At 68.3% G+C, this 23,056-nt stretch carries 22 protein-coding genes and 1 tRNA gene; 8 read left to right on the forward strand and 15 right to left on the reverse strand.

The window, feature by feature from the left end:
• The first annotated feature begins 9 nt into the window (after positions 1-9).
• Positions 10-83, forward strand: a tRNA-Ile gene (locus tag GQQ93_RS11700).
• Positions 84-430: 347 nt separating this feature from the next.
• Here the strand turns inward: GQQ93_RS11700 and GQQ93_RS11705 are convergent.
• Together GQQ93_RS11705 and GQQ93_RS11715 are read right to left on the reverse strand one after the other, a co-directional pair.
• A complete protein-coding gene (locus GQQ93_RS11705; protein WP_157424412.1) occupies positions 431-895 on the reverse strand; it encodes a YdeI/OmpD-associated family protein in 465 nt (154 codons plus the stop codon).
• 117 nt (positions 896-1,012) lie between these two features.
• Positions 1,013-1,432, reverse strand: a complete 420-nt coding sequence (locus tag GQQ93_RS11715) for a heavy metal-responsive transcriptional regulator (RefSeq protein ID WP_157424413.1) — start codon at positions 1,430-1,432, stop codon at positions 1,013-1,015.
• 56 nt (positions 1,433-1,488) lie between these two features.
• Between GQQ93_RS11715 and GQQ93_RS11720 the strand changes: the two genes are divergently transcribed.
• Together GQQ93_RS11720 and GQQ93_RS11725 are read left to right on the forward strand one after the other, a co-directional pair.
• Positions 1,489-1,788, forward strand: coding sequence for a thioredoxin family protein (locus GQQ93_RS11720; RefSeq protein WP_157424414.1), 300 nt, complete (start codon positions 1,489-1,491; stop codon positions 1,786-1,788).
• 162 nt (positions 1,789-1,950) lie between these two features.
• Complete coding sequence (locus GQQ93_RS11725) at positions 1,951-2,427, forward strand: MerR family transcriptional regulator (RefSeq protein WP_157424415.1); 477 nt, start codon at positions 1,951-1,953, stop codon at positions 2,425-2,427.
• Here GQQ93_RS11725 and GQQ93_RS11730 read toward each other — a convergent pair.
• The gene (locus GQQ93_RS11730) at positions 2,399-2,629 is read right to left on the reverse strand and encodes a hypothetical protein (RefSeq protein ID WP_212277321.1); all 231 of its coding nucleotides are present in this window, start codon (positions 2,627-2,629) and stop codon (positions 2,399-2,401) included. The genes GQQ93_RS11725 and GQQ93_RS11730 overlap by 29 nt on opposite strands.
• Positions 2,630-2,715: 86 nt before the next feature.
• The gene (locus tag GQQ93_RS11735; protein ID WP_157424416.1) at positions 2,716-3,063 is read right to left on the reverse strand and encodes a hypothetical protein; all 348 of its coding nucleotides are present in this window, start codon (positions 3,061-3,063) and stop codon (positions 2,716-2,718) included.
• A 59-nt stretch (positions 3,064-3,122) separates the two neighbouring features.
• On the opposite strand from GQQ93_RS11735, the gene GQQ93_RS11740 reads away from it, so the two are divergent.
• Positions 3,123-4,127, forward strand: coding sequence for a bile acid:sodium symporter (locus GQQ93_RS11740; protein WP_212277322.1), 1,005 nt, complete (start codon positions 3,123-3,125; stop codon positions 4,125-4,127).
• An 891-nt stretch (positions 4,128-5,018) separates the two neighbouring features.
• On the forward strand, positions 5,019-6,470 hold the full coding sequence (locus GQQ93_RS11745) for an MFS transporter (protein ID WP_157424417.1): 1,452 nt from the start codon (positions 5,019-5,021) through the stop codon (positions 6,468-6,470).
• An 86-nt stretch (positions 6,471-6,556) separates the two neighbouring features.
• Here the strand turns inward: GQQ93_RS11745 and GQQ93_RS11750 are convergent, their stop codons facing one another.
• The 10 genes from GQQ93_RS11750 to GQQ93_RS11795 form a co-directional block, all read right to left on the reverse strand.
• Complete coding sequence (locus GQQ93_RS11750) at positions 6,557-8,500, reverse strand: LVIVD repeat-containing protein (RefSeq protein ID WP_157424418.1); 1,944 nt, start codon at positions 8,498-8,500, stop codon at positions 6,557-6,559.
• A gap of 297 nt (positions 8,501-8,797) precedes the next feature.
• The gene (locus GQQ93_RS11755; RefSeq protein WP_170296180.1) at positions 8,798-9,475 is read right to left on the reverse strand and encodes a M23 family metallopeptidase; all 678 of its coding nucleotides are present in this window, start codon (positions 9,473-9,475) and stop codon (positions 8,798-8,800) included.
• Between the two features lie 373 nt (positions 9,476-9,848).
• A complete protein-coding gene (locus tag GQQ93_RS11760; RefSeq protein ID WP_157424420.1) occupies positions 9,849-10,295 on the reverse strand; it encodes a universal stress protein in 447 nt (148 codons plus the stop codon).
• A 236-nt stretch (positions 10,296-10,531) separates the two neighbouring features.
• On the reverse strand, positions 10,532-10,777 hold the full coding sequence (locus tag GQQ93_RS11765) for a multicopper oxidase domain-containing protein (RefSeq protein ID WP_157424421.1): 246 nt from the start codon (positions 10,775-10,777) through the stop codon (positions 10,532-10,534).
• Positions 10,774-13,728, reverse strand: coding sequence for a glycosyl hydrolase family 65 domain-containing protein (locus GQQ93_RS11770; protein WP_170296181.1), 2,955 nt, complete (start codon positions 13,726-13,728; stop codon positions 10,774-10,776). The genes GQQ93_RS11765 and GQQ93_RS11770 overlap by 4 nt, the downstream gene beginning before the upstream one ends.
• 1 nt (position 13,729) lies before the next feature.
• Complete coding sequence (locus GQQ93_RS11775; RefSeq protein WP_157424423.1) at positions 13,730-16,135, reverse strand: phosphoketolase family protein; 2,406 nt, start codon at positions 16,133-16,135, stop codon at positions 13,730-13,732.
• Positions 16,136-16,304: 169 nt separating this feature from the next.
• Positions 16,305-17,192 (reverse strand): F510_1955 family glycosylhydrolase, encoded by an 888-nt coding sequence (locus GQQ93_RS11780; RefSeq protein ID WP_170296182.1) that lies wholly within the window; start codon positions 17,190-17,192, stop codon positions 16,305-16,307.
• A gap of 47 nt (positions 17,193-17,239) precedes the next feature.
• Positions 17,240-17,695: a M23 family metallopeptidase gene (locus GQQ93_RS17890; RefSeq protein WP_170296183.1), complete on the reverse strand. Its 456-nt coding sequence runs from the start codon at positions 17,693-17,695 to the stop codon at positions 17,240-17,242.
• A gap of 521 nt (positions 17,696-18,216) precedes the next feature.
• Positions 18,217-18,819, reverse strand: coding sequence for a DUF305 domain-containing protein (locus GQQ93_RS11790; RefSeq protein ID WP_157424426.1), 603 nt, complete (start codon positions 18,817-18,819; stop codon positions 18,217-18,219).
• 77 nt (positions 18,820-18,896) lie between these two features.
• Positions 18,897-19,373 (reverse strand): hypothetical protein, encoded by a 477-nt coding sequence (locus tag GQQ93_RS11795; protein WP_157424427.1) that lies wholly within the window; start codon positions 19,371-19,373, stop codon positions 18,897-18,899.
• Between the two features lie 196 nt (positions 19,374-19,569).
• On the opposite strand from GQQ93_RS11795, the gene GQQ93_RS11800 reads away from it, so the two are divergent.
• From GQQ93_RS11800 to GQQ93_RS11810, 3 genes are read left to right on the forward strand one after another with little or no spacing between them, the layout of a single operon-like run.
• Positions 19,570-19,851 (forward strand): metal-sensitive transcriptional regulator, encoded by a 282-nt coding sequence (locus GQQ93_RS11800; RefSeq protein ID WP_157424428.1) that lies wholly within the window; start codon positions 19,570-19,572, stop codon positions 19,849-19,851.
• Between the two features lie 25 nt (positions 19,852-19,876).
• Entirely contained in the window at positions 19,877-20,218 is a 342-nt protein-coding gene (locus GQQ93_RS11805) for a heavy-metal-associated domain-containing protein (RefSeq protein ID WP_157424429.1), read from the forward strand.
• Between the two features lie 50 nt (positions 20,219-20,268).
• Entirely contained in the window at positions 20,269-22,728 is a 2,460-nt protein-coding gene (locus GQQ93_RS11810) for a heavy metal translocating P-type ATPase (RefSeq protein WP_157424430.1), read from the forward strand.
• A gap of 19 nt (positions 22,729-22,747) precedes the next feature.
• Here the strand turns inward: GQQ93_RS11810 and GQQ93_RS11815 are convergent, their stop codons facing one another.
• The gene (locus GQQ93_RS11815; protein ID WP_170296184.1) at positions 22,748-23,008 is read right to left on the reverse strand and encodes an SHOCT domain-containing protein; all 261 of its coding nucleotides are present in this window, start codon (positions 23,006-23,008) and stop codon (positions 22,748-22,750) included.
• Positions 23,009-23,056: the final 48 nt, after the last annotated feature.

Here is a 23,056-nt window from a genome sequence, read left to right on the forward strand (position 1 = left end):
TTCGCTCCAGGGGCGGTAGCTCAGCCGGTTAGAGCAGTGGACTCATAATCCATCGGTCGCCAGTTCGATCCTGGCCCGCCCCACAAACTCCTGATCAGCGGTAATTCTGCTCCTCGGCCGGTGTACGGAGAAGAGCGAACAGGGGACTACCTCGAAGACTTTCGCCGGAACTCGTGGCGTCTCGGCCTGGAAGTTGGTGTGTCTGCGTGACTTCTTGGATTTAGCCGAAGGTCTGGCGGGTGATTCGGGAAGCGACTTCAGCTGAATCGGGCGAAATTGAAATGAGATCAAGGCCACCCCGCCAGGCGAGGGCCCGAGGGAGCCAATGGCGGGAATTTATCGAGCCCCCGCGAATGTGAACTCGGGCGATCCACTTTGAGGCAAGGGACTACGAGGCGGTCTCGGTTGCATCGCTCGGGCACGCCTCAAGCTACGGCCGCTCCTTGCGCCCTTCCCGCAGGTTCCGGACCATCTCCGCGATGCGAACGGGACGCTGCTCGGGGTTCCGCTTGGTCGAGTCGATCCACCGCAGCCACGCTTTGCGGTAGAACTGCGCGAGGGAGTCGAAGAACGCGGCGGCGTCCGGTTCGGCGGCGAGTGCTGTCGCGATGTCGGGCGCGAGATCGGTACGCTGCGGTCCTTCGGGCTCGAGCATGACCTCGACTTCGGCCCCGTCGCGGAGTGGGACTTGTGTCCATGCCGGTCCGAGAGTGATCACGGGTCCGTCTTCCTGCTGCTCGACGGTGCCGCGCATCGAACAGCCGGCGACCGACCCGCGCACCGGGTGGCGCGGTTTCACACCCCAGGCCTCATCCGGGTCGAACGGGATCGGCACGATGGTGCGCCCGCGCTTGTCGACTGCGACCGGGGTCCGGAAGCGCCGCTGACTGTCCATGGACGAAGCCTGTCACGTGGGGTGTCGAACCAGAATGGCTGCGCTGACGACTGGCGGCGGATGGGGGAGGGAGCGGGCCGCTGCCGGTCACCAGGCTGGCCGTTTCAGTGTGCGGGCCTACTCGAGTACTGAGGGCTGGGGCTGGACAGCGATGATGTGGCAGATGTCGCCGTCGCTGCAGTCGGCTGGGTCGAGGCGTTCGCTGCGGTCGCGGAGCTGGACGAGCTCCTCCTCGAGGGCGGCCAGCTCGGCCATGCGGCGGCGGACCTCGAAGAGCCGGTCGTCGATGAGGTCCGAGACGTGGTCGCAGGGGATCACGCCCCGGTCGCGCAGGTCGAGGATGCTGCGGATCTGGACGAGGGTGAGCCCGGCCGACTGTGCTGTCCGGATGAAAGCGATCCTCGCGACGGCCTGGTCGTCGTACGCGCGGTAGCCGTTGCCGCCACGCGTCGGCGCGGGCATGAGCCGCTCGCGTTCGTAATACCGGACGGCCTGGGTGCTCACGCCCACCGCGTCGGCGAGTTCTCCGATCCGCATGCCGCCATGCTACGCCCTTGACCTTGAAGCGCAGTACAAGGCCTAGCGTCGCGGACATGGAGATCACGCTGCAGTACTTCGACGGGTGCCCGAACTGGAAGACCGCCGACGCCCGGCTGACCGAGCTCATCTCCGGGAGACGCGACCTGACGCTGCGGAGGGAGCTCGTCGCCACGGCGGAGCAGGCCGAGCGGATCGGGTTCCGTGGTTCGCCGAGCATCCTGGTCGACGGGGTCGACCCGTTCGCCGACCCGAACGCCCCGGTCGGTCTCGCGTGCCGGATCTACGCCACCCCGGCGGGCCCAGCCGGTGCGCCGACGACGGCGCAGCTGCGGGAAGTGCTCGGCGATGCCTGAACGCAGGCACGACCTGATCGTCGTCGGGACCGGCATGGCGGGATCGCCGCCGCGACCTGGGGGGCCGCGAGCGGCTGGGACGTCGCGATAGTCGACGCTCTGCCGTATGCGAAGAGCAGGTCGAGTGGACCTTGAAGCGACTCTAAGGTTTACGCTGGCGTCATGACTGGGATGCGTATCGCTGAGGCGTCGAAGCGGTCGGGTCTGCCGTCGAGCACGATCCGGTTCTACGAGTCGGAGGGGCTGCTCGGCCCGGCAAATCGGGAGCCGAACGGGTATCGCGTCTACGGGGAGGGCGATCTCGCGCGGCTGGCGTTCCTGGCCGGGGCGAAGCGGCTGCAGCTGAGCCTGCCGGAGATGCGGCAGCTGGTCGCCGCTCGCGAGTCGGACGTGTGCGTGCACGTTCAACATGACATGCGCGCCGTCGTGGGAGGGCGGCTCGAGCAGATCGAGGCGCAGATCACGGAGCTGACGAGGCTGGCGGACGAGCTGCGTGCGACGCAGGACCGGTTGTCGCAGGAGGCCCCGAGCGGGATGTGCTCTGACGCGTGTGCGTGTGCCGCGATCGGCGGCGGCTCGACGGCCGAACCGGTCGAGCCGGCCCCGGGTGTCACGGTCTGGACGGCCCGGGCCCGCTGACCACGCGCTCGGCGTCGGGGCGGGTGGTCGGCAAGTCGATCATCCTCGGGCCGGCCGGCACCGTGCAGGCCTTCGCACGTCGCCGACGCACGAGCAACACGCCAAACGCGGCCGCGGCGGCCGCAACCACGACCAGCAGCCCGGGCACCCAGTAGGCGCCGAGCAGCGAGGCGGCGCCGATGCTGCCGACCAGCGCGATCAACGGCCCGGCGCAGCACGCCGCGCAGGCCAGGACTCCGATTCCGATAGCACCGAGCGCAGCCCCGCCCCGCCGCCGTGGGCGCGGGCTCACGCCGCGTCCCCTTGCTTTGTCAGGCCCGCGTCGCGCCGGGCGGACTCCACAAGCGCGGCGAGCACGTCGGCCCTCGACGCGGGCACCTCGATCATCATCGTGAGCGTGTCACCTTCCGGGACGAAACCGAACTCGAAGAACGAGCAGCAGGACGTCTCGCGCCCGGCGAGCTCGCGCGCGGCCGGCTCGCTGTCGGCGTCGAGAACAAGCTCGGCACGCGTCGGCGTCGGGATGCTCGCCGCGCGCAGCGACGTGCGGAACAGTCCGCTGAACTCCCGTTCCCGGAGTGGGCGGTCGATGGTGGGCAGGGTGCAGGCGTCGGGCGCCCAGGTCGTGTCGGTCATGCGGTCGACGGTAGGGCTTGAAGTCGCTCGAAGGTCAAGCGGGTCCGTAGCATGAACGGATGCGTCGAGTGATCTCGTGGTGGGACCGCCACCAGGTGGCGCTCTACCTCGCGGCGATCGCGGTCGGCGCGATCGTGGGGCTGGCCGCACCGGATGTCGCCCCGGCACTCGAGGCCGCGACGAACCCGGTGCTCGCATTGTTGCTGTTCGCGACGTTCCTCGGCGTCCCGATCATCGAACTCGGGAGGGCGTTCCGCGACTGGCGCTTCCTGGCGACGGTGGTGGTCGTGAACTTCGCCGTCGTGCCGATCGTGGTGTTCGCCGTGTCCCGCTTCGTGGTCGACGACGGCGGCCTGTTCATCGGGCTGCTGCTGGTGCTGCTCACCCCGTGCGTGGACTACGTGGTCGTCTTCACCGGCCTCGCCGGCGGCGCCCGCGCGCGCCTGCTCGCCGCGACCCCGCTGCTGATGCTCCTGCAGATCCTGCTGTTGCCGGTCTACCTGCTGCTATTCGCGGGGCCGGGGATCACCGAGCAGATCGAGGTCGGGCCGTTCGTCGAAGCGTTCCTGATCCTCATCGTCATCCCGCTGATCGGCGCGGCGATCGTGCAGGCCGTCGCGCGGCGCCATCGCGTCGGTCAGAGGGTCGAGGCGGTGATGGCCGCGGCGATGGTGCCGCTGATGATGCTCACCCTCGCCGTGATCATCGGCTCGCAGATCGCGGCCGTGGGCGCCGAGGCGCTCACCCTGCTCCGGCTGGTGCCGCTCTATGTGGTTTTCCTCGTCGTCATGCTGTTCGTCGGCCTCGGCGCCGGCCGGCTCGCCCGGCTCGACATCCCGGGCACCCGCGCCGTGGCCTTCAGCGGCGTCACCCGCAACTCCCTCGTAGTCCTTCCGCTCGCCCTCGCCCTGCCTGCCGAGCTCGGACTCGCGCCGCTAGCGGTCGTCACCCAGACCCTCGTCGAACTCGTCGGCATGGTCGTCCTCGTCCACGTCGTCCCTGCGCTTACACCCGCTCACCTCGCAGTGGAAGACCGGGCGTCGACGGATCGCTCAGCGGGCTGACAGAGCTCGCGAACGCTCGTCGCTCCCAGCCGAGCCCGGGTCGCCGCGAATGCCCCGTCGACGTCGAGTCCAGCCCCCGAAGCTCACAGCGGGATTCAGCTCGTGGGTCCGCGGGGTGCTGAACGGATTTGATCCGCGCACGTTTATCCAGCACTTTTGACTCGAGATGTCTCGATAACGGTCGAGATCAACGGGTAACATCGAAGCTCGACAACGATCGCAGCGGCAAGGAACTCCTGATCACGGCGAGATTGTCCGAGGCATCCCGGCTCAGGCCGAGACAGTCAGCCCGGGCGCGGTAGATCCATCGGTCACGGGTTCGATCCCCGTCCGCCCCACAAATTGGGCGTCTGATCAGTGATTTCGTACGGACACCTCGCTGTTCTTACGGCCACGTGCAGGAGCTTCCTGCACAGTGTTCGCGTGAGCTGGCCTGACGGCGGTTGAGTTGATATCCGTCTTGGCTGAGCTCGAGGTGACTCGGGAGAACAGGGGCTATTCGAGCTCGATCGACTGGGTCCCGGTACGAACCGATATCCGCTTGGTTCGCGGGATGCGCGGACCGAGCAGGTCCTCGGGATCGTGCTCGGCGACGAGCGATCTGCCGCGAGGTCGCACGGATTTGGGCGCTGATGCGGCAGACGCCCGAGGCACACCACCTGTCGGTCCACCGCCGCGTGACCGGGAGGACGGGACCGACACGTTCACCACGGCCGGCGACGAGCATGAGGATCGGCGTCGACACTGACAGACAACGGCATGGTCGACGCCCGGGTACGCGGGCACGGCCACGGGCACCGGAACCCGCACGCGTTCGAGACCGGATCGGGAATACCCCCAGGGGGTATCCGGTTGTGTTGTGCATTGCACACCACTCGAGGAGTCGTCACCATGCGCCTGTTCCAGATCCGTGATTACCGCCACTTGTTCGGCGCGCAGGTCATCGCGCTGTTCGGCACGGGCCTGGCCACCGTGGCGCTCGGCCTGCTCGCCTACGATCTCGCGGGCCCGAGCGCCGGCGCGGTGCTCGCCACCGCGCTGACCATCAAGATGGTGCTGTACGTGATTATCGCGCCCTTGGCGGCCGCGTACGCGGACCGCCTGCCGCGGCGGCTGTTCCTGATCCTGCTCGACGTGGTTCGGGCCGCGGTGGTCCTCGCGCTGCCGTTCGTGACGGAGGTGTGGCACGTCTATGTGCTGATCGGAGTGCTGCAGTCCGCTTCGGCCGCGTTCACGCCCACGTTCCAGGCGGTCATCCCGGACCTGGTGACCGATAAGGCCGCGTACACGCGGGCGCTGTCCGCGTCGCAGGTGGCCTACACGATGGAGAGCCTGCTCAGTCCGGTGCTCGCGGCCGTCGCCCTCGCCTTCATGAGCTTCAACGTGCTGTTCGTCGGCACCTCCGTCGGCTTCGTCGTCTCGGCGATCCTCGTGCTCTCGGCACGGGTGCCGAATGCCCGCCCGACCGGTCAGGCCCGGGCCTGGGACCGGGTAACCTCGGGCATCCGCACCTTCGCCGCCACTCCCCGGCTGCGCGGGGTCCTGGCGCTGAATCTCGTCGTCGCGTCGGCCGGGTCGATTGTCATTGTCAGCACGGTCAACGTCGTGCGCGACGAGCTCGGCGGCGGCCAGTCCGACGTCGCATGGATGCTCGCTGCCTCCGGGGGCGGCACGCTCGTCGTCGCGCTGCTGCTTCCCCGCCTCCTCGACCGGATCGCGGAACGCACCGTCATGATCGCAGGCGCTGGCGTGCTTGTAGCGGGCGTGATCGCGGCCGTCGTCATGAGCGCCACCGGCATGGTCTCGTGGTGGTTGATGGCGTCGATCTGGACGGCGATCGGCGCAGGCACGGCCATGGTAGTGACCCCGACCGGGCGTGTGATCCGCTCGGCCACGACCCCGGTGGGACTGCCCGCGGCGTTCGCCGCCCAGTTCTCGCTGTCGCACCTCGCGTGGCTCGTCACTTACCCCCTCGCCGGGTGGGTGGGCACGGCCGCCGGCGTCACCACGGCGTGGTCGATCCTCGGGGTCCTCGCCCTGGCCGGCGCGCTCGGGGCACCGGCGCTCTGGCCGCGGCGCATCACCGCCCGCCAGGGCGGCGGAGCCTCCGTGCCGGCGCGATCGGAGGCGGCCCGCGGCGGCGCTCGCCGTGCACTCGACGTGGCGCGGCCGGTCCTTGTGGAATACGGCCCTCGCGACGCCGCTCAGTCCGGCCGCCGCCGCAGCCCGCGTCGGGCGAGCGAGAGCACGACCGCGACGAGATCCACCCTCAGCCCACCGGTGCGTGAGCGCGCAAGCAGCACGGAGCACTCGGCATTGTCACTTCGTCCCACGCCGCCGTGAGAGCACCGTATCTCTCGCGCCGGCGGTGGATACGGAAGAGGGCGGGGGAGTTCCCCCGCCCTCTCCTGCTCAGTCGGACTTGTCGATCACGGGTCCACGAAGATCCAGAGGCCGCTGTCGCGGTCGCTGGCGAGGACGTAGGTCATGCCGTCCTCACCGACGAACGTCTCGACGCCCCAGAAGTCGTTGCCTGCCTCATCGAGGTAGCCGCCGACCTCGACGAGTTCGCACCCGCTGGTGTCGGTCACGGTCTCCGGGTCGTACGGTTCGCCGTCGCACATGATCTGAATCGCGCGCAGGCCACCTGAGTAGTAGGCGAGATAGGCGAGCGACGGATCCTGCGGGTCGACGGCTACCTCGTGCACCGAGAGGTCGCCGTAGCCGAACGCGTAGTCCGGGTCGTGCGCCTCGTCGATCGCGTAGGTGTCGAGTTCGGCCATGGTCGCGGTGTCGTAGAGGTGCACGTAGCCCCATCCGTCGAAGATCGAACCGACCTCGATGCGCTCGCCGATCGTGCCGATCGCGAGGTCCTCGGGGTAGCTCCACGGACCCTCGACCGGGTCGAGGCCGAACAGCTTGTGGAACGCCTCGTGGGTGGTGCAGATCGCGACGATCTCATCCACGAATGCACCGGAACCGCAGAACGCCTCGTCGGGATCCACGTGCCGTTGGACGAAGAGCACCGAGTCCCATCCGGCGAGTGCGGCCTCGTGGGCCTTCTCACCGGGGAAGCAGGCTTCTTCGGTCGCACTCGGGTCGCCCGTGGGTCCGCGCTGGAGCACGATGATGGTCTCGTCGCCTTCCTCCAGTGATTCGAGGTACCCAGGGATGTCCTCAGGACTCGGGAGCGGCTCGGAGTCGGGGCAGCCATAACCGCCGTACACGACCGGGCCGCTGAGGGTCAGGTCCTCGAGGGCGGCAGGGGGCTGGCCGCCGGGCACGATCACCGACTCGTACTCGCCCGCGTACTCGCCGGTGGTGATGTTGAGCGCATCGGTGCGGTACGGCGCGAAGTCCTCGTCGGTCCCGATGAAGAGGTTGCCGTCGATCGTGAACTCCGCCTGGTGCGCGTTGCCCTCGGGGGTGAGCGAGACACCCAGCGACTCGAGCAGCTCGGGGTCGACCTCGGGGAAGTCGGTGTCGGCGATGAATTCCGCGTTGGCCGGATCGGTCACGTCGAGCAGCACGAACCCGCCATCCCAGTACGACAGCAGCATGATCCACTGGTCACCGAACTGCTTCACGACCATGTCGTGGAGGAACGAGTCGGTGAGTCCGAGTTCGGGCTGGTCGACGTCGAAGTCGTTCAGGTCGTACTCGGCGATCAGCTTCGGCCGCTTCGGGTTGGTGATGTCGAGGATGTCGACGTCCTGTCCCTCGACGTTGTCGGTGAGGACCACGTAGGCGTGGTCACCCGTGTCCCACGCGAACGCGCTGTGGATCTGGTTGACGTCGGAGCTGCCCGGCTCCTTGTCGCCGACGTTCGCGGCGAGCCTCTTCGGGTCGGACGGGTCGGTGACATCCCACAGGCTGACGCCACCCTTGGCGTTCTTGCCGCACGGCTCGTTGTTCATAACGAGCACATCGCCGGTGAAGCGATCGGTGGTCAGCTCGATCACCTGCATGCCCTCACCCGGACGCGTGTCCTGATGCGAGGGGATGAACCCAATCAACTCCGGCTCGATCAACGGATCTTGATCGACGCCGGAGATATCGACGATGTAGGCGCCGGCATCCGGGCTCTTCTGGCCGCCGGTCTCAGGGCCGGCGCAATCGGGCTCTCCCCAGTTCGCCAGGTAGGCGGTGTTGCCGTCGGGGGAGACGGTGACATCGGCGATCAGGTCGTCGGTCTCGGTGAGCTCGAGGACCGCCTTCAGGTCGATCTTGCCCCATTCACCGTCGCCGGTCAGGTGACCTTCGAGGGTGCCGTGCTGATCGTCTGGATGGGCCGCGGCCGGTGCGCTGAGCCCGAGCGTTGTGAGCCCCAGGGCGCAGACGGCGGCCGTGATGAGTGACGCGCGTCGTTGCATCGTCGTTCTCCGGTTCCGTGTCATGGTGTGACGCCTGACGGTCGTCAGACGGGCACAGGATAGACCTGAGGATTGGTCGCGTCCACGGGGTAGACAGGGCCTCAAGCGCGATGCATAAGTAGTGGCGAACATCACTCCTAGCGGGTGTCGCACCGGCCTATCATTGGCCCCGCAGGCGTCAGAAGCGCGTTAGCGTGAGTCGCGAAGACCTCCGGTGGCCGATGCGAGTGTGGTGACCCACATCGTCCCGGAGGTTTTCGCTACATGACACGTTTACAACGTGCCGGGAAACTACACCTAGCCGACTCGGGCCGCCAGCCAGGCGTACCCGTCGAACCGGACTCCGTCGGTGCCGTACATCTCGAGATGCAGGTGGGCGCCGGTGGATTGTCCGGTGGAACCGATCGATCCGATCTGCTCGCCCGCCGAGACGGTATCTCCCACCTCGACCAGCCGGGATCCGTAGCTCATGTGCGCGTACAGGCTCGTGACGGTTGAGCCGTCGACCTGGTGTTCGATCTCGATCATCACGCCGTAGCCGCCGCCGGCATCCGTGGAACTGATGACGGTGCCGGCCGCGACGGCCATCACCGGCGTGCCGTCACCCGAGTTGAAGTCGACGCCGTCGTGGTCCGTCGAGCATCCGGCGCATGGTGCCGTCCGAGGGCCGAACGAGCTGCTGATGCGGTCGGGATACAGCACCGGCCACGCCACGACTGGACCGTTGAACACGGGCTCCGCCTCGAGCTCGGCTACGGCGATGGGAGCCGGGGGCGGGGGCGGAGGCGGAGCGGATTCAACGACGTACGTACCCGGGGTGATCGTCGACACCGCCGCGTCTGCGGCCACTTCGAGCGACTGAGGGTCGCCCACGATCGCTGCCGTCTGGGATGTTGCACTGGTGTCGGTGTGGCTGGTGGTGATCGCAATGGCGGGCACGCTGGTGGCGACCGCCATACCCCCGGCGAACAGCATCGCGGAGAGCGAAAGGACGGATCGTTTCGGCCGCCGACGCCGCGGTCTCGCTGGCGGCTCCGCCATCGAGGGTCGCTGGGAGCGTGTTTCGCTCGACGGGGCGGGGCGGCCTCGAGGGCGGAGTCGGAAAAGCGTGCTGGGGGGCCCGGCCGCACGGCGGCCGCGCTGAGAGGTGCTCATTCTGTGGGGCTAACTGGGTTGGGGGCTGGGGGATCTCGGCAACCCTAGGCAGCCTCTCTGGGAGTTTCGTGTTATCGATTTGTTACCTGGGAACGAGATGGTCTGCTCGCCACGAATCGGGGTCGGGGCTGGCTGCGCGCCTCGCGGCGGGACTCGTAATCGTCCCGCGCAGAAGCCGGGGCCGCTGACGGACCTACCGATCAGGCAGATCTTCGCCTGGGCGCACAACAAGCACCGAACACGCAGCGTGCCGGGCGACCTGGGCCGAGACCGAGCCGAGCAGCAGACCGCCGAATCCGCCGAGGCCGCGTGAACCGATGACGATGAGGTCGGCATGTACCGAGGCCTCGACCAGGACGGATCCCGGGGATCCCCTGAGCACCTCTGCAGAAACCGGGACGTCGTCGTGCGCGACCTTGCTCAGTGCGACGGACTGGGTCCGCCGGGTCGCGTCCTCGATGTGCGAGACGTCGAGCACGCCATCCATTCCGGCGATGACGGCGGGATAGTCCCACGCGGTGAGGACTCGGAGCGTTCCCCGACGCAGGCGCGCTTCCCTGACCGCCCATGCCAGGGCGTGGATCGATGGCCTGGAGCCGTCCACGCCCACGACCACCCGGAACGCTTCTGCTTCCCTCATCAGGACCTCCCGCTTGCCTGGATGCCACGCTTCCACTCGGGTCACCGAGAGGACGCGCCCTTGGTCCCGTGGCACTCCAGCGGCGACGGGGCTCACGGCGCCGACTGTGGCGGGTGCTCGACGCATCCGCCTCCGCAAGCCCGGACTTCATGCCGCGTACGCGAGCACCCCGACTATCTGCGTCTCGCCCTGGTAGAGGTTGTGGCAACCTGAGCCAGCGCCCCGGGCTGTCGTCATCAAATCGGCCGCCAGCTTGCGGCGAGGCCGGACGATGGAGGTATCCTTCCGCGGCCCCCGCCCGCGTGCTGAAAGGTGTGCCCGTGGAGGTGCCTGGAATGCCACATGTCTGTGTCGTTGACGATCGTGGCAGATGCGGTCTCCGCTTGACTGCGGGGGGCTTCGATTGGCTTTGCGGTGCCTCGAGCGTCCGCCACGCGCTTGCCGATGACGCCGAAGCCGTTCACGACGTTGATGGTGTTCATGGTGTCCTCCTCTGTGTGGATCGTGGGAGGGATCCTTTGGGCGTGACGAGAAACTCATGACGCTCCCCGCCCTTCAGGGCAGCGGTGGCCTCACCGACTCGGACGCGAAGCGCAGCGGCACGACTCGGCTGAAGCGAGAGTTCGACGCATCCCGGGGTGACTTGGACGTCGACGCGATGGCCTCGATAGGCGAACTGGAAACCGGCCCGCCGCAGACGTGCGGGCAGACGTGGCGAGAAGTGCAGTTCCCCCTCCGTGACCCGGAGCCCAGCGAACGAGCGCATGATGATGTCGATGGTGCCCGCCATGGCACCGAGGTGGATCCCCTCGCGGGTGGTGCCCCATTGCGTGTCGTCGAGGTCGGCGATCAGCGCCTCGCGGAACAGCTCCCAGCCCCTGTCGGCATCCAATCCCGCAAACACCGAGGCGTGGACCACCCGACTCAGCGTCGAACCGTGACTGGTTCGCGACGAGTAGTACTCCACAGTCCGGACCACGTCTTCGTCGGTGAACCGGAATCCGAGGTGCTCGAGCTGTCCTCGCAGCCCGTCCATGCCGAGGAGGTAGACGAGCATCACGACGTCGGGCTGCTTGGCGGCTTTGTAGCGGTTGGTCGAATCGGCTTCGGCTTCGAGGATGAGATCCAGACGTCCGATGTTCCCGTAGCGGGCGCGGTAGCGGGCCCAGTCGAGCTCCGCGAGGCTCTCGTATCCGTTGAACTGGCTCAGGATGCCGTCGGCGTGCCTGGAAACGGCGAGGCGTGCACCGACATCCGCCCATTTGGCGATCTCGTCGTCGCGGACCCCGAGCCTCTCCTCGAGCTCCCCGCGGAAGTGACCCTCCAGGACGTCCAGTGCCTCGCACGTTCGAGCGCAGAGCCAGGAGACCATCACGTTGGTGTAGGTGTTGTCGCGCAGCCCGCTTCCCGGAGCGTCCGGGTAGCCGTCGTGGTACTCATCTGGTCCCATCACTCCGGAGATGTGGTACCGGCCGTCGTCGGCGTCGAACTCGGCGAGCGAGACGAAGTACCGGGTCACCTCGACCATGAGCTCCGCCCCGCGCTGCGCCAGCCACTCGAGGTCGCCCGTGACTTGGAAGTGCTGCCAGGCGTTCCAGGCGATCGCGAGGCCGACGTGTCGCTGGCGCCGCGAATTGTCCGGCATCCAGCGCGACGATCGGGAGTTGTAGAGCAGCGCGGGCGTCTCCTCGCGTCCGTCGCTGCCGCTCTGCCAGGGAAACAGAGCGCCATCCCGCCCGGTTCCACGTGCCGCCCGCCGAGCAGCGGGGAGCCGTCGCCAGCGGTAGTCGAGGAGCGCCTCGGCCACATGCGGTAGCCGCAGTCCCATCACGGGCAGGACGAACACCTCGTCCCAGAAGATGTGTCCTCGGTACCCCTCGCCGTGGAGGCCCCGGGCCGGAACGCCCGCGTCGGCTTCGGCGGTGTGCGGCGAGATGGCTTGGAGGAGGTGGAAGATGTGCAGGTTCAGGACGAGTCGGCTCAGAAGGTCGGCGTCGAGTGTCACGGCGAACCGCTCCCACAGCAGGCGCCACGCAGCGGCGTGCCTTTCACGAAGTTGGGCGGTGCGGGATGCCGCGTCGCGGACCCGGTCGACGGCCGCGTCGCCAGGCGAGGAGATCGCGGTGTCCCGCGATGTGAAGATCGCGACGACCTTCGTGAGGGTCACCGGCTTGCCATCGCCGATCGGTATGTCGAACTCGAACTCCTGGCGGCGACCTGACTCGACGACCTTGGTCGTCGGGTCCTCGTCGGTTCCGCTGACGGTCATGTGCGCCGCGGTGGCGATCCTGACGCCGCTCTGCCGGGTCTCCACCTCGCAGAGGAGCACCGAGTCCTCGGCGCGGAACGTGGGCTCGGCGAGATGCGTCGAATCGCTGCCGACGTAGGATGCGACATTCGCGTTCCGAACTCCCGCGTCGATGCCCGCGCGGATCGTCACCCGGCCGCTCCAGCCGATCGGTGTGACGGTCGTCTCCTGCATCGCCAGGTGCGGGTCGCCCATCGAGACGACGGTGCGCTGGATCACGGCGAGCCGGCGCGCATCAGGGCCGTGGAGGGTGACTCGCCGGAGCGAGACGGCATCATGCAGGTGAAGCTCGTGACGCTCTTCGGATGCGGGCACCGCGCCACTCGACCACCATGCGCCGTCCTCGATGCGCAGGTCGAGCGGCAGCCAGTTGGGGGCGTTGACGAGATGCTCCTCGGCCAGCGCACGGCCGTGGATGGTGCTCTCGAGCCGGTTGTAGATGCCGGCGAGGTAGGTACCGGGGTAGTGGGTGCCGTCGTCCGAGTGCTCTGGACGCGCGCCACGCGTGCCCATCCGACCGTTGCCGAGCGTGGTCAGGGCTTCCCGGTGGCCTTCATGCGCTGGATCGAAGCCGCGGTAGCCGAGTACCCATGGGTCGGCCCTCGTGGCACCGAGGTCGAGCTCGCTCACGTCATGGACGACCAGGTCCGCGCCTGCAGCCTCGAGCTCGGTCCTCGGCTCGAACCGGTCGATGCCGACGACCAATCCGAAGCCTCCGCGCTTGGCGTCCTCGACACCGGCGGCCGTGGTGTCGATGACCACGGTGCGCTCGGATGCCACGCCCATCCGCCGCGCCGCCTGCCGGAAAGGCGAGGCGTGCGGGCCGCCGGTGGCGCGGACATCCTCGATCGTCGTGGCATCGACGATGACGTCAAAGAGGTCGGACAGGCCCGTTTGGACCAGGAGCTCATGCGCGTCTCGATCCGGGGCGATCACTCCAGCCGGCAGGCCGGCCGTGCGAATGCGTTGCAGCAGCGCGACGGTTCCCGGCAGCGGCTGCAGCGCGCCATCCGGAAACGTCGGAATCACGACTGCGTCGATGCTGATCAGCACACCGTGGGTGTCCCCGAACGCCTCGTCGGCCGAGGGCAGGCTCGCCCCGGAGGCAGATCCTGACTCGGCCATCTCAGCCCCGTGGTTCTGCCGGCTCCGTCGACGCGGCATCTCGCCAGACCCAATCCCGGATCTCGGGCAGGTCGTCCCCGTGCTCTCGGATGTACACCGTGTGCCTGATGAGGCGGTCCCGCAGCTCCTCTCGGACGTGGCTGGAGACGTCCCGCAGGCTCGGAACCCGGTCGATCACGTCGAGGGCGAGGTGGAAGCGGTCGATCTCGTTGAGCACGCACATGTCGAACGGCGTCGTGGTCGTGCCCTCCTCGCGGTAGCCGTGCACGTGGAAGTTCGCGTGGTTCGCCCGGCGATAGGTGAGGCGGTGGATCAGTGACGGGTACCCGTGGTACGCGAAGACCACCGGGACATCGGTTGTGAACAGCGCGTCGAAGTCCTGGTCCGCCAGGCCATGTGGATGGGCCTGACGGTCCTGCAGCCGCAGGAGGTCGACGACGTTCACCACGCGGATCCGGAGGTTCGGGAAGGCGTCACGAAGGATCGACACCGCGGCGAGCGTCTCGAGCGTCGGCACGTCACCGGCGCACGCCATGACGACGTCTGGCTTCTCCCCCTCGTCGTTGCTCGCCCAGTCCCAGATGCCGATCCCCTTGGTGCAGTGCTCGATCGCGGCATCCATCGACAGGAATTGCGGCTGGGGCTGCTTGCCGGCGACGATGACGTTGACGTACTGGCGGCTGCGGAGGCAGTGGTCGGCGACCGAGAGAAGGGTGTTCGCATCCGGGGGCAGGTAGACGCGGATGACGTCGGACTTCTTGTTCACGACATGATCGATGAATCCCGGGTCCTGGTGGGAGAAGCCGTTGTGGTCCTGCCGCCAGACGTGCGAGGTCAGCAGGTAGTTCAGTGACGCGATCGGGCGCCGCCAGGGGATGTCGTTGGTGGTGGTCAGCCACTTGGCGTGCTGGTTGAACATCGAGTCCACGATGTGGATGAATGCCTCGTAGCAGGAGAAGAATCCGTGGCGTCCGGTCAGCAGGTAGCCCTCGAGCCATCCCTGGCAGGTGTGCTCGGAGAGGATCTCCATGACCCGCCCGTCGGGCGCGAGATGATCATCGCCGGCGATGATCTCGGCGTTCCACGTGCGCTCCGTGACGTCGAGGACGGCATTGAGCCGGTTGGAGTTGTTCTCGTCGGGAGCGAAGACCCGGAAGTTGTCGGCGTTGTCCGACAGGACATCGCGCAGGAACCCGCCGAGCGCACGCGTCGACTCCGCGTCGGATCCGCCGGGCGCCGATACCGGTATCGCGTACTGCCGGAAGTCCGGCATGCGGAGCTCTCGCAGCACCTGCCCACCGTTGGAATGCGGGCTCGAGCTCATCCGGCGGATCCCCGCAGGATGCAGGTCGGCGATCTCGGCGGCCGGCGCGCCGCTCTCGTCGAAGAGCTCGTCCGGACGGTAGCTGCGAAGCCACCGCTCGAGGATCTCGCGATGCGCGTCATTCTCGCGTGCCTCGGCGAACGGCACCTGATGGGACCGCCACGTTCCCTCGACGGGCTTGCCGTCCACTTCGGCCGGCCCGGTCCAGCCCTTCGGGGAGCGGAGCACGATCATCGGCCAGCGGGGCCGGTCGGAGTGGTCCTCCTCGCCGGCGCGGCGCTTGATCTCCTCGATCTCGTCCAAGCACTCGTCGAGCGCGCGTGCGAAGTCCTGGTGCATCTGCGCCGGGTCGGATCCCTCAACGTAGCGAGGGTTGTGTCCGTATCCGCGCAGGAGGTGGTCGAGCTCCTCCGGGGTGATCCGGGCGAGGACGGTTGGACTGGCGATCTTGTAGCCGTTGAGGTGCAGGATGGGCAGCACGGTGCCGTCGCGTCGCGGGTCGACGAACTTGTTCGAATGCCAGCTCGCCGCGAGCGGGCCGGTCTCGGCTTCGCCGTCACCCACCACCGCCGCGACGATGAGGTCGGGGTTGTCGAACGCCGCGCCATACGCGTGCGAGAGCGCATAGCCCAGTTCGCCGCCCTCGTGGATCGAACCGGGTGTCTCCGGGGCGACGTGGCTGGGCACGCCGCCGGGGAACGAGAACTGCCGGAACAGCCTCCGCATGCCCTCGGCGTCTCGCGTCACGTTCGGGTAGGTCTCCGTGTACGACCCTTCCAGCCAGGACGCCGCGAGTGGACCGGGCCCGCCGTGGCCTGGACCCATCACGTACATCATGTCGAGGTCGCGTTGGACGATCGCCCGGTTCACGTGGGCGTAGATGAAATTGAGGCCCGGCGTGGTGCCCCAGTGGCCGAGCAGTCTCGGCTTGATGTGCTCCGGGCGAAGCGGCTCCCGCAGGAGCGGATTGTCGAGCAGGTAGATCTGCCCGACCGACAGGTAGTTGGCGGCCCGCCACCACCGGTCGATCAGCTCCAGCCCGAGCTCATCCGGGGTGGTCGCCGTGTGATCCGAAGGCGACATGTGGTGCTCCTCTCCATGAATCCGTGCGGTCATGTCCGGTGCTTCGCTCTACCTCGCCCGCGTCACGAAGGGATCGCCTTCCCCAGAGAAGTTTCGCCGTTCATCTGCCTGCCTGCAGGGCCTGAGGTCCCGCGCGTACGTCGCCCTCGTCGGCTCAGCCTCACACCGATCAACCCGCCATCGGGAGGAGCGTCGTGACAGTGTCGCCGAAGTCGTCGGTGGCGATGAGCCCGCGCTGGTCCGCGATCAGCAGCCACGGGGCGGCTCCGCCGACGTAAGCGAAGGCCTCGGGGACGCCGTCGGTTCGGCCGTGTGCTGTCCAGGTCGTTCCGTCGTAGCGGCGGATGACGCCATCCGTGTCGATGCCGATGATCTCGCCATTATCCGTGACGGTGACCAGGTACAGGGCGGGCGCATCGGGTACCGGCGTGAAGGTCGCGCCCGCATCGTCGCTGCGGACGAGTCCTTGGGCGGTGGTGGCATACACCCGGTCGGGACGTTGGGGGTCGGCGGCGAGGTCGCGGGCTTGGATGGGTGCCATGGCGCGCCAGGACCCTCCGGTGTCGTCGCTGACTCTGACCGTCGCGTCGGAGGCATCGTGCCCGAAGATCCGCAGCTCACCGTCGGGGAGTTCCGCCGTCTCGAGGTCATGGAAGTCGACCTCGCCCCGGAGCGAGACCGACACCCAGGTCTCGGCTCCGTCGGTGCTGGCGATGAGGCCGAGGTTCGGCGAGGTGAGGTCCGGTTGCTCGTCGGGGTCGGGGTGTCCGGAGCCGAGCACGAGGCCTGGGCGGGCCACGGTGAATCCCATCGTGTCCTGTGCTCTGCCGGCGACCTGGGTCGCGGTTGACGGACCCAGCCCGCCGCCTGGGTAGGTGTCAGGGAGCTCGTCGGTGGGCACCACCCAGACGCCGTTGTGCGCGGACGCGTAGGTGCGTCGACTCTCCGGGTCGTAGTCCAGCGCATGGATGTGACCGAGAACGGGGTCCTCGGTCGAGGCTGGGACCGTGGGCGGCGCACTGGTGCAGGCACTGAGTGCGGCCACGGATGACGCCATGACGGCCATCGTCAGCAGAGCTCGAGCGCGGGTCGGGGTTCGGTGGTTCACGGGATGACCCGTTCACTCAGCCACGCGTACGGGTCGGTAGGGGTGGTGCCGTCGAGGAGGATCTCGAAGTGCAGGTGCGGGCCGGTGCTCTGGCCGGTGTTGCCGACCAGGCCCAGGATGTCGCCGACATCGACGGACTGGCCCTCACTGACCGTGACCGAGCCCTCCTGCATGTGCGCGTACACGCTGGTGACGCGTTGACCGTCGATGTTGTGGTCGACCATCACGTACACGCCGAGGCCCCCGTTGTCGATGCGGGAGAGCTCGCGGACGACGCCGGCTGAGATCGCCTGGATGGGCGAACCGTTCCCGGGGTTCATGTCGATGCCCTTGTGGAAGCTCGAGCACCCGAAGCAAGGTGGGATGCGCGGACCGAAGTCCGTGCTGATGGGAACTCCGGCTCGGAAGGGCCACTGGATGGGGCCGGAGTAGTTGGTGAATGTCGCCGCCATCTGTGCATAGTTCCCGGAGGTCCGGGCTCTTGCTGAGACGTAACCCTCATGAGCCAGCGGGCTGATCGTCACGTCGGCAGGAACGGACACGGTTTGCCCGTCGGCCGCAGGCCCCGCGGCCGCGGCGTGCCACGGTTGCCCCACTGGGGCGATCGCGAGAGCCGGTACGGACAGGCTCACGGCCATGAGGGACACCGCGGCGATCGCGGTCGCGGCCGACAGCGGCCGGCGCCGCCGGCGCCGAGCTGGACGGGCGACCGGTGCCGGTGCGGCGGCCGTCCTCCGCGAGCGGGGCCGGCGCGTGCGTGCGGTTGATTCGGCGATGCGGAGTTCGCGTCGCGTGGTCGGGGCGGGCCGGCTCATGCGTCGCGGCCGTTTCGCGCGGGTACGGGCGTGGGACAGGGGGGGCATGGGGTCTCCAGGGAAAGGCGGGTGGGGGCCCTCGTCGGGACATGATCGGGCCCCCACCCTGGTGGGATGCGGCCGGCGGGGGAGCGGGCCGCATCCGGTCTCGGGGAGGGTCAGAGTGCGGCGAGCAGGTCCTGCATCTCGGCGATCTCGTTGGTCTGGTCCTCGATGATCTGCTCGGCCAGGGCGACGGCGTCGGGGTTCTCGCCGTTCTCGACCTCGACCTCGGCCATGTCGATGGCGCCTTCGTGGTGCATGATCATCTGCTCGAGGAACAGGGCGGATGCCTCGGCGCCGGTGGCATCGTCAAGGCGGCCCATGTCCTCCCCGGACATCATCCCGTCACCCATGGCGCCCATGTCGTGGCCAGCGGGGCCCATACTCTCGTCCGCGCCCCACTCGTCGAGCCAGTCCGTCATCTGGTCGATCTCGGGCTGCTGGGCATCCTTGATCTGCTCGGCGAGCTCGCGGACCTGTTCGTCGACACCGTCCTTCTCGAGAAGGCTGTCGCTCATCTCGATCGCCTGCTCATGATGCGGAATCATCATCTGCGCGAACGTCACGTCCGCGTCGTTGAAGACCGCTTCCGCCGTCGGTGACGCCGACGCGGCCGGGGCGTTCTCGGTCTCGTTCTGCTGGGTGGCCGTGCATCCGGCCAAGGTGAGTGCGGCCACAAGTGCGGTCGCCGCGGTCAGGGTGGTGCGTGCGGTGAGCATTCCGTTCCGTTCTGTCGATCTCGAAATCTGGTAGCAGAAGCGCAGCGGTCCGAGGGGTCGGACGGCCGCCTGCTGAATCAGGTTCGACTGATCGAGAGAACGTGCAGGTCGGGTCGGCGATGACCGCCGAAGATCTCGCGGGCCACGAGTTGGACAGCGCCGCCGGCGTCGAGGAGGCGCCTGAACATGGCCGGGCGCGACGCGAGGGCGAGCATGATCCCGAGGGCGATCATCATGGCGCAGGCCAGCGCCGCTGCCGCGCAGCCGAGCAGGTCGGCTGCGCAGTCGCTGCCGCACTCGGCGGCGAACGCGGTCGCCCCCGCCACCACTGACGTCATCGTTACCGCCAGTGGCGTGGCGTCGGCCCCGCTGTGCTGGTCGGCATGCGTCGCGGTGCCGGTCGAAACGGCAGCGTGCGCGACATGCTCGGATGCGCTGTCATGCATGGCGACCAGTCCGAGCGCGACCGCGGCCATCAGCAGCACGCTGAGCAGCGCGCTGCGCGCAGTTCGCACGCCCGGGAGGACGACACGGCGGATCGCAGTCAGACCCATGTCACCTCCGTCGCGTACGAGCACCAGCCGGATACCCGCACAGAGTACTCCACCGGCCCGACCGACTTGCTGAGACTCCCGCGTTGGCTCGCCGAGCCGTGTTCCCCGCGGTCCACCATCAGCCGACCCGATGGGACCTCCGTCCTATCGCCTTCATACCCGGGACGGGTATCTTCGGCGTTGGAGGTGATGTGTGATGTACGGGTACACGGGGAACAAGGCCGCACTGGTGGCCAGACTCGGCCGCGCCGAAGGGCAGGTGCGTGGCGTGGCGCGGATGGTGGAGCAGGATGCGTACTGCATCGACGTGCTGACGCAGATCTCAGCGGCGACGAGTGCGCTGGACTCGATCGCGCTCGCCCTGCTCGAGGATCACCTCAACCATTGCGTTACCGAGGCCGCCGAGCACGGCGGTCGGGTTGCCGCCGAGAAGCTCACGGAAGCCAGCGCCGCAATCGCCCGGCTCGTGCGATCCTGACTCCTGGACTGAAAGGACTCCTCCGATGAGCGACCTGCGTACACGCGATCTGGGCCTGAGCGACAAGAACGGCTGCGCATGCTGCGCCGCTCCGGCCGTGGTCGACGACTCGACCACCGCCACCGCCACCGCCACCGCCACCGGACAGGTCAGCGCGAGCTACCTCGTCGAGGGCATGACCTGCTCGCATTGCGTGACGAGCGTGGCCGAAGAACTCCACGATGTTGCCGGGGTCACCGGCGTGGACATCCGCCTGGTGCCCGACGGAGCCTCGACGGTCACGGTCACCAGTTCGGCACCGGTGAACCCGGCAGACGTTGAGCACGCCGTGACGGAGGCGGGTTACCGCGTGGTCGCGGACCTCTGACGGGCGGCGTGGTCCGGTCATCGCTGTAAGACGATGTGAGGAGCTCGGATATGACTGAGCAAACGGCCACGGTCGTGCTGGAGGTCTCCGGCGTCCAGTGGGCTTCGTCGAAAGGCGTCGCCGAAGCGTATCTTTCACGTCAGCCCGGAGTGCTCGCGGTTGAAGCGAACCCCGTGGCCCAGACGGCGAATGTCAGTTTCGACCCGGGCGTCACCTCCGTCGCCGAACTGCGTCGATGGGTCCGAGACTGCGGGTACCACTGTGCCGGGCAGTCCGTCCCCGATCACATCTGCGACCCCACCATGGAACCTCACGCCGACCACGTTCCGGCGGGAGATCACCACCCGTCGCCCCGGCCCGAGTCTGCGGATGTCACGCCGGAGGCATCCGTTACCGAGGATCACGGCGCGCATGCACCCGAGTCAGCTCCGGCCGCGCGCACCGCGCAGGATGTGATGGGGCACGGCGGTCACCACGCCGGCATGACGATGGACGCGATGATCCGGGACATGCGGAACCGGTTCCTGGTCGCGCTGATCCTCTCGATCCCGATCACGCTGTGGTCGCCGATCGGACGGGAAGTCATCGGGTTCACCGTGCCGGCGCCGTTCGGGCTGCGCGATGACGTATTCGCGCTGCTGCTGTCGCTGCCCGTGATCTTCTACGCGGCGTGGATCTTCTTCGACGGCGCATGGCGGGCGCTTCGGGCCCGCACCCTGGACATGATGGTGCTCGTGGCGGTGGGCGTCGGCGCCGGCTGGCTGTACAGCCTGGTGGTCACCCTCACCGGCGGCGGTGAGGTGTTCTACGAGGCTGCGACGGTGCTGGCGACGTTCGTGCTGCTGGGGCACTGGGTGGAGATGCGCGCCCGCGGCGGCGCGAACGATGCGATCCGCACGCTGCTCGAGCTCGCCCCACCTCGGGCGGTGGTGATCCGGGACGGCGAGGAGGTCGAGGTTCCCACCTCGGAGGTGCAGCCGGGCGACCTGATGCTGGTGCGCCCGGGCGCGAAGGTGCCCACCGATGGGCAGGTCGAGGACGGCGAGTCCGAGATCGACGAGTCCATGGTCACTGGGGAGAGCCTTCCTGTGGCCAAGCAGCCCGGCTCGGAGGTGATCGGCGCGACGGTGAACACCACCGGGACGCTGCGCGTCCGGGCGACCAAGGTCGGCGCGGATACCGCGCTGGCGCAGATCGTCGCGCTGGTGCAGGAGGCCCAGAACTCCAAGGCCCCCGGCCAGCGGCTGGCTGACAGAGCCGCGTTCTGGTTGGTCCTCGTCGCCCTGATCGGCGGCACCGCAACGTTCCTGGCCTGGTTGCTGGCCGGCGCCGAGGTGCCGACCGCGATCCTGTTCGCGATCACCGTCGTGGTCATCACCTGCCCCGACGCACTGGGGCTGGCCACGCCGACGGCGATCATGGTCGGCACGGGGCTCGGCGCGAAACGCGGCGTGTTGTTCAAGAACGCCACCGGCATCGAGACTGCGGCGCGCATCGACACGGTCGTGCTGGACAAGACCGGCACCCTCACCAAGGGTGAGCCCGAGGTCACCGACTTCCAGCCGTTCAACATGGACGCCTCGGAGCTGATGTCGTTGGCCGCGGCAGCGGAGCGGGAGTCCGAGCATCCGCTCGCCAAAGCGATCGTCGCGTACGGCGAGGCTCTCGGTGTGCCGCGGCGCCAGGCAAGTTCGTTCAAGAATGTCACCGGACAGGGGGCGATGGCCACCGTCGACGGCCGCCGCATCCTGCTCGGCAATGCTCGCTTGCTCGCCCAGGAGGGGGTCGACACCACAGCGGTGGAGGCGACCCAGCAGACATGGGCCCGCGCCGGCCGCACCGCGATCCTGATCTCCGTCGACGGCGAGGCCGCCGGCGTCATCGCCCTCGCGGACGCGCCGCGCGAGACCGCGAAGGCCAGCATCGCCGCCCTGCATGACGCAGGCATCGAAGCCGTCATGCTCACCGGCGACAACCAGCCCACCGCCGAGCGCATCGCCGGGCTCCTCGGCATCGACACTGTCATCGCAGAGGTTCTCCCCGAGGACAAGAGCGCCAAGGTCGCCGAGCTCCAACGGGCCGGCAAGAAGGTCGCGATGGTCGGCGACGGGGTCAACGACGCACCCGCGCTGGCGCAAGCCGACCTCGGCATCGCGATCGGCGCCGGAACCGACGTCGCCATCGAGACCGCCGACGTGGTGCTCATGCGATCCGATCCGATGGACGTCGCCGTCGCCCTCAGCATCGGGAAGGGCACGCTCCGGAAGATGCGGCAGAACCTCGGCTGGGCCATCGGCTACAACGCGGTCGCCCTGCCCATCGCCGCCGGAGTGTTCTACCCCGCCTTCGGGATCATGCTCAGCCCGGAGATCGCGGCGATCAGCATGTCCGGCTCCAGCGTCATCGTCGCCGCCAACGCGCTCCTGCTGAAGCGGCTGCGCCTCCCGGAACAAGCACCGACCACCCCCGAGGCGCATGTCGCAGAGACGCCGGTCCCTTCCCCGCGCTGATCCGGCAGTAGCCCGGCCTCTAGCGGCGGCGACCCTCTTCCAGGGTGTTCAGCAGCTCCCGGTACTGCTCTGGGGTGATCTCGCCCCGCGCCAGGCGGTCCTCGAGCAGTCGACGAGCCGGGTCGGTGGTGTCGCTCGGCCCGCTCGGACCACGACCTGCCGATCCCCCCGAGCGCACCAGCAGCACGATCATGACGATGATTCCAGTAATGATGAGCAGGGGGATCAGCACCACCGGGACCCACATCCACCATCCGCCCATTCCGTAGTCCCACATCATCTCTGGCCTCCCATCGCTGCCATACAATTCAACTCCGCGTCGACGTCG

Source organism: Agromyces lapidis, assembly GCF_009749405.1.
Lineage (GTDB): Bacteria > Actinomycetota > Actinomycetes > Actinomycetales > Microbacteriaceae > Agromyces > Agromyces lapidis.

Bases quoted from the DNA above. Each gene is read 5' to 3' on its own strand.
- GQQ93_RS11745 (WP_157424417.1), top strand. From the start codon at position 5,019: ATGCGCCTGTTCCAGATCCGTGATTACCGCCACTTGTTCGGCGCGCAG.
- GQQ93_RS11810 (WP_157424430.1), top strand. From the start codon at position 20,269: ATGACTGAGCAAACGGCCACGGTCGTGCTGGAGGTCTCCGGCGTCCAG.
- GQQ93_RS11720 (WP_157424414.1), top strand. From the start codon at position 1,489: ATGGAGATCACGCTGCAGTACTTCGACGGGTGCCCGAACTGGAAGACC.
- GQQ93_RS11815 (WP_170296184.1), bottom strand. From the start codon at position 23,008: ATGATGTGGGACTACGGAATGGGCGGATGGTGGATGTGGGTCCCGGTG.
- GQQ93_RS11775 (WP_157424423.1), bottom strand. From the start codon at position 16,135: ATGTCGCCTTCGGATCACACGGCGACCACCCCGGATGAGCTCGGGCTG.
- GQQ93_RS11740 (WP_212277322.1), top strand. From the start codon at position 3,123: ATGCGTCGAGTGATCTCGTGGTGGGACCGCCACCAGGTGGCGCTCTAC.
- GQQ93_RS11760 (WP_157424420.1), bottom strand. From the start codon at position 10,295: ATGAGGGAAGCAGAAGCGTTCCGGGTGGTCGTGGGCGTGGACGGCTCC.
- GQQ93_RS11790 (WP_157424426.1), bottom strand. From the start codon at position 18,819: ATGCTCACCGCACGCACCACCCTGACCGCGGCGACCGCACTTGTGGCC.
- GQQ93_RS11800 (WP_157424428.1), top strand. From the start codon at position 19,570: ATGTACGGGTACACGGGGAACAAGGCCGCACTGGTGGCCAGACTCGGC.
- GQQ93_RS11715 (WP_157424413.1), bottom strand. From the start codon at position 1,432: ATGCGGATCGGAGAACTCGCCGACGCGGTGGGCGTGAGCACCCAGGCC.
- GQQ93_RS17890 (WP_170296183.1), bottom strand. From the start codon at position 17,695: ATGGCGGCGACATTCACCAACTACTCCGGCCCCATCCAGTGGCCCTTC.
- GQQ93_RS11735 (WP_157424416.1), bottom strand. From the start codon at position 3,063: ATGACCGACACGACCTGGGCGCCCGACGCCTGCACCCTGCCCACCATC.
- GQQ93_RS11755 (WP_170296180.1), bottom strand. From the start codon at position 9,475: ATGCTGTTCGCCGGGGGTATGGCGGTCGCCACCAGCGTGCCCGCCATT.
- GQQ93_RS11770 (WP_170296181.1), bottom strand. From the start codon at position 13,728: ATGGCCGAGTCAGGATCTGCCTCCGGGGCGAGCCTGCCCTCGGCCGAC.
- GQQ93_RS11705 (WP_157424412.1), bottom strand. From the start codon at position 895: ATGGACAGTCAGCGGCGCTTCCGGACCCCGGTCGCAGTCGACAAGCGC.
- GQQ93_RS11750 (WP_157424418.1), bottom strand. From the start codon at position 8,500: ATGCAACGACGCGCGTCACTCATCACGGCCGCCGTCTGCGCCCTGGGG.
- GQQ93_RS11765 (WP_157424421.1), bottom strand. From the start codon at position 10,777: ATGAACACCATCAACGTCGTGAACGGCTTCGGCGTCATCGGCAAGCGC.
- GQQ93_RS11795 (WP_157424427.1), bottom strand. From the start codon at position 19,373: ATGGGTCTGACTGCGATCCGCCGTGTCGTCCTCCCGGGCGTGCGAACT.
- GQQ93_RS11805 (WP_157424429.1), top strand. From the start codon at position 19,877: ATGAGCGACCTGCGTACACGCGATCTGGGCCTGAGCGACAAGAACGGC.
- GQQ93_RS11725 (WP_157424415.1), top strand. From the start codon at position 1,951: ATGACTGGGATGCGTATCGCTGAGGCGTCGAAGCGGTCGGGTCTGCCG.
- GQQ93_RS11780 (WP_170296182.1), bottom strand. From the start codon at position 17,192: ATGGCGTCATCCGTGGCCGCACTCAGTGCCTGCACCAGTGCGCCGCCC.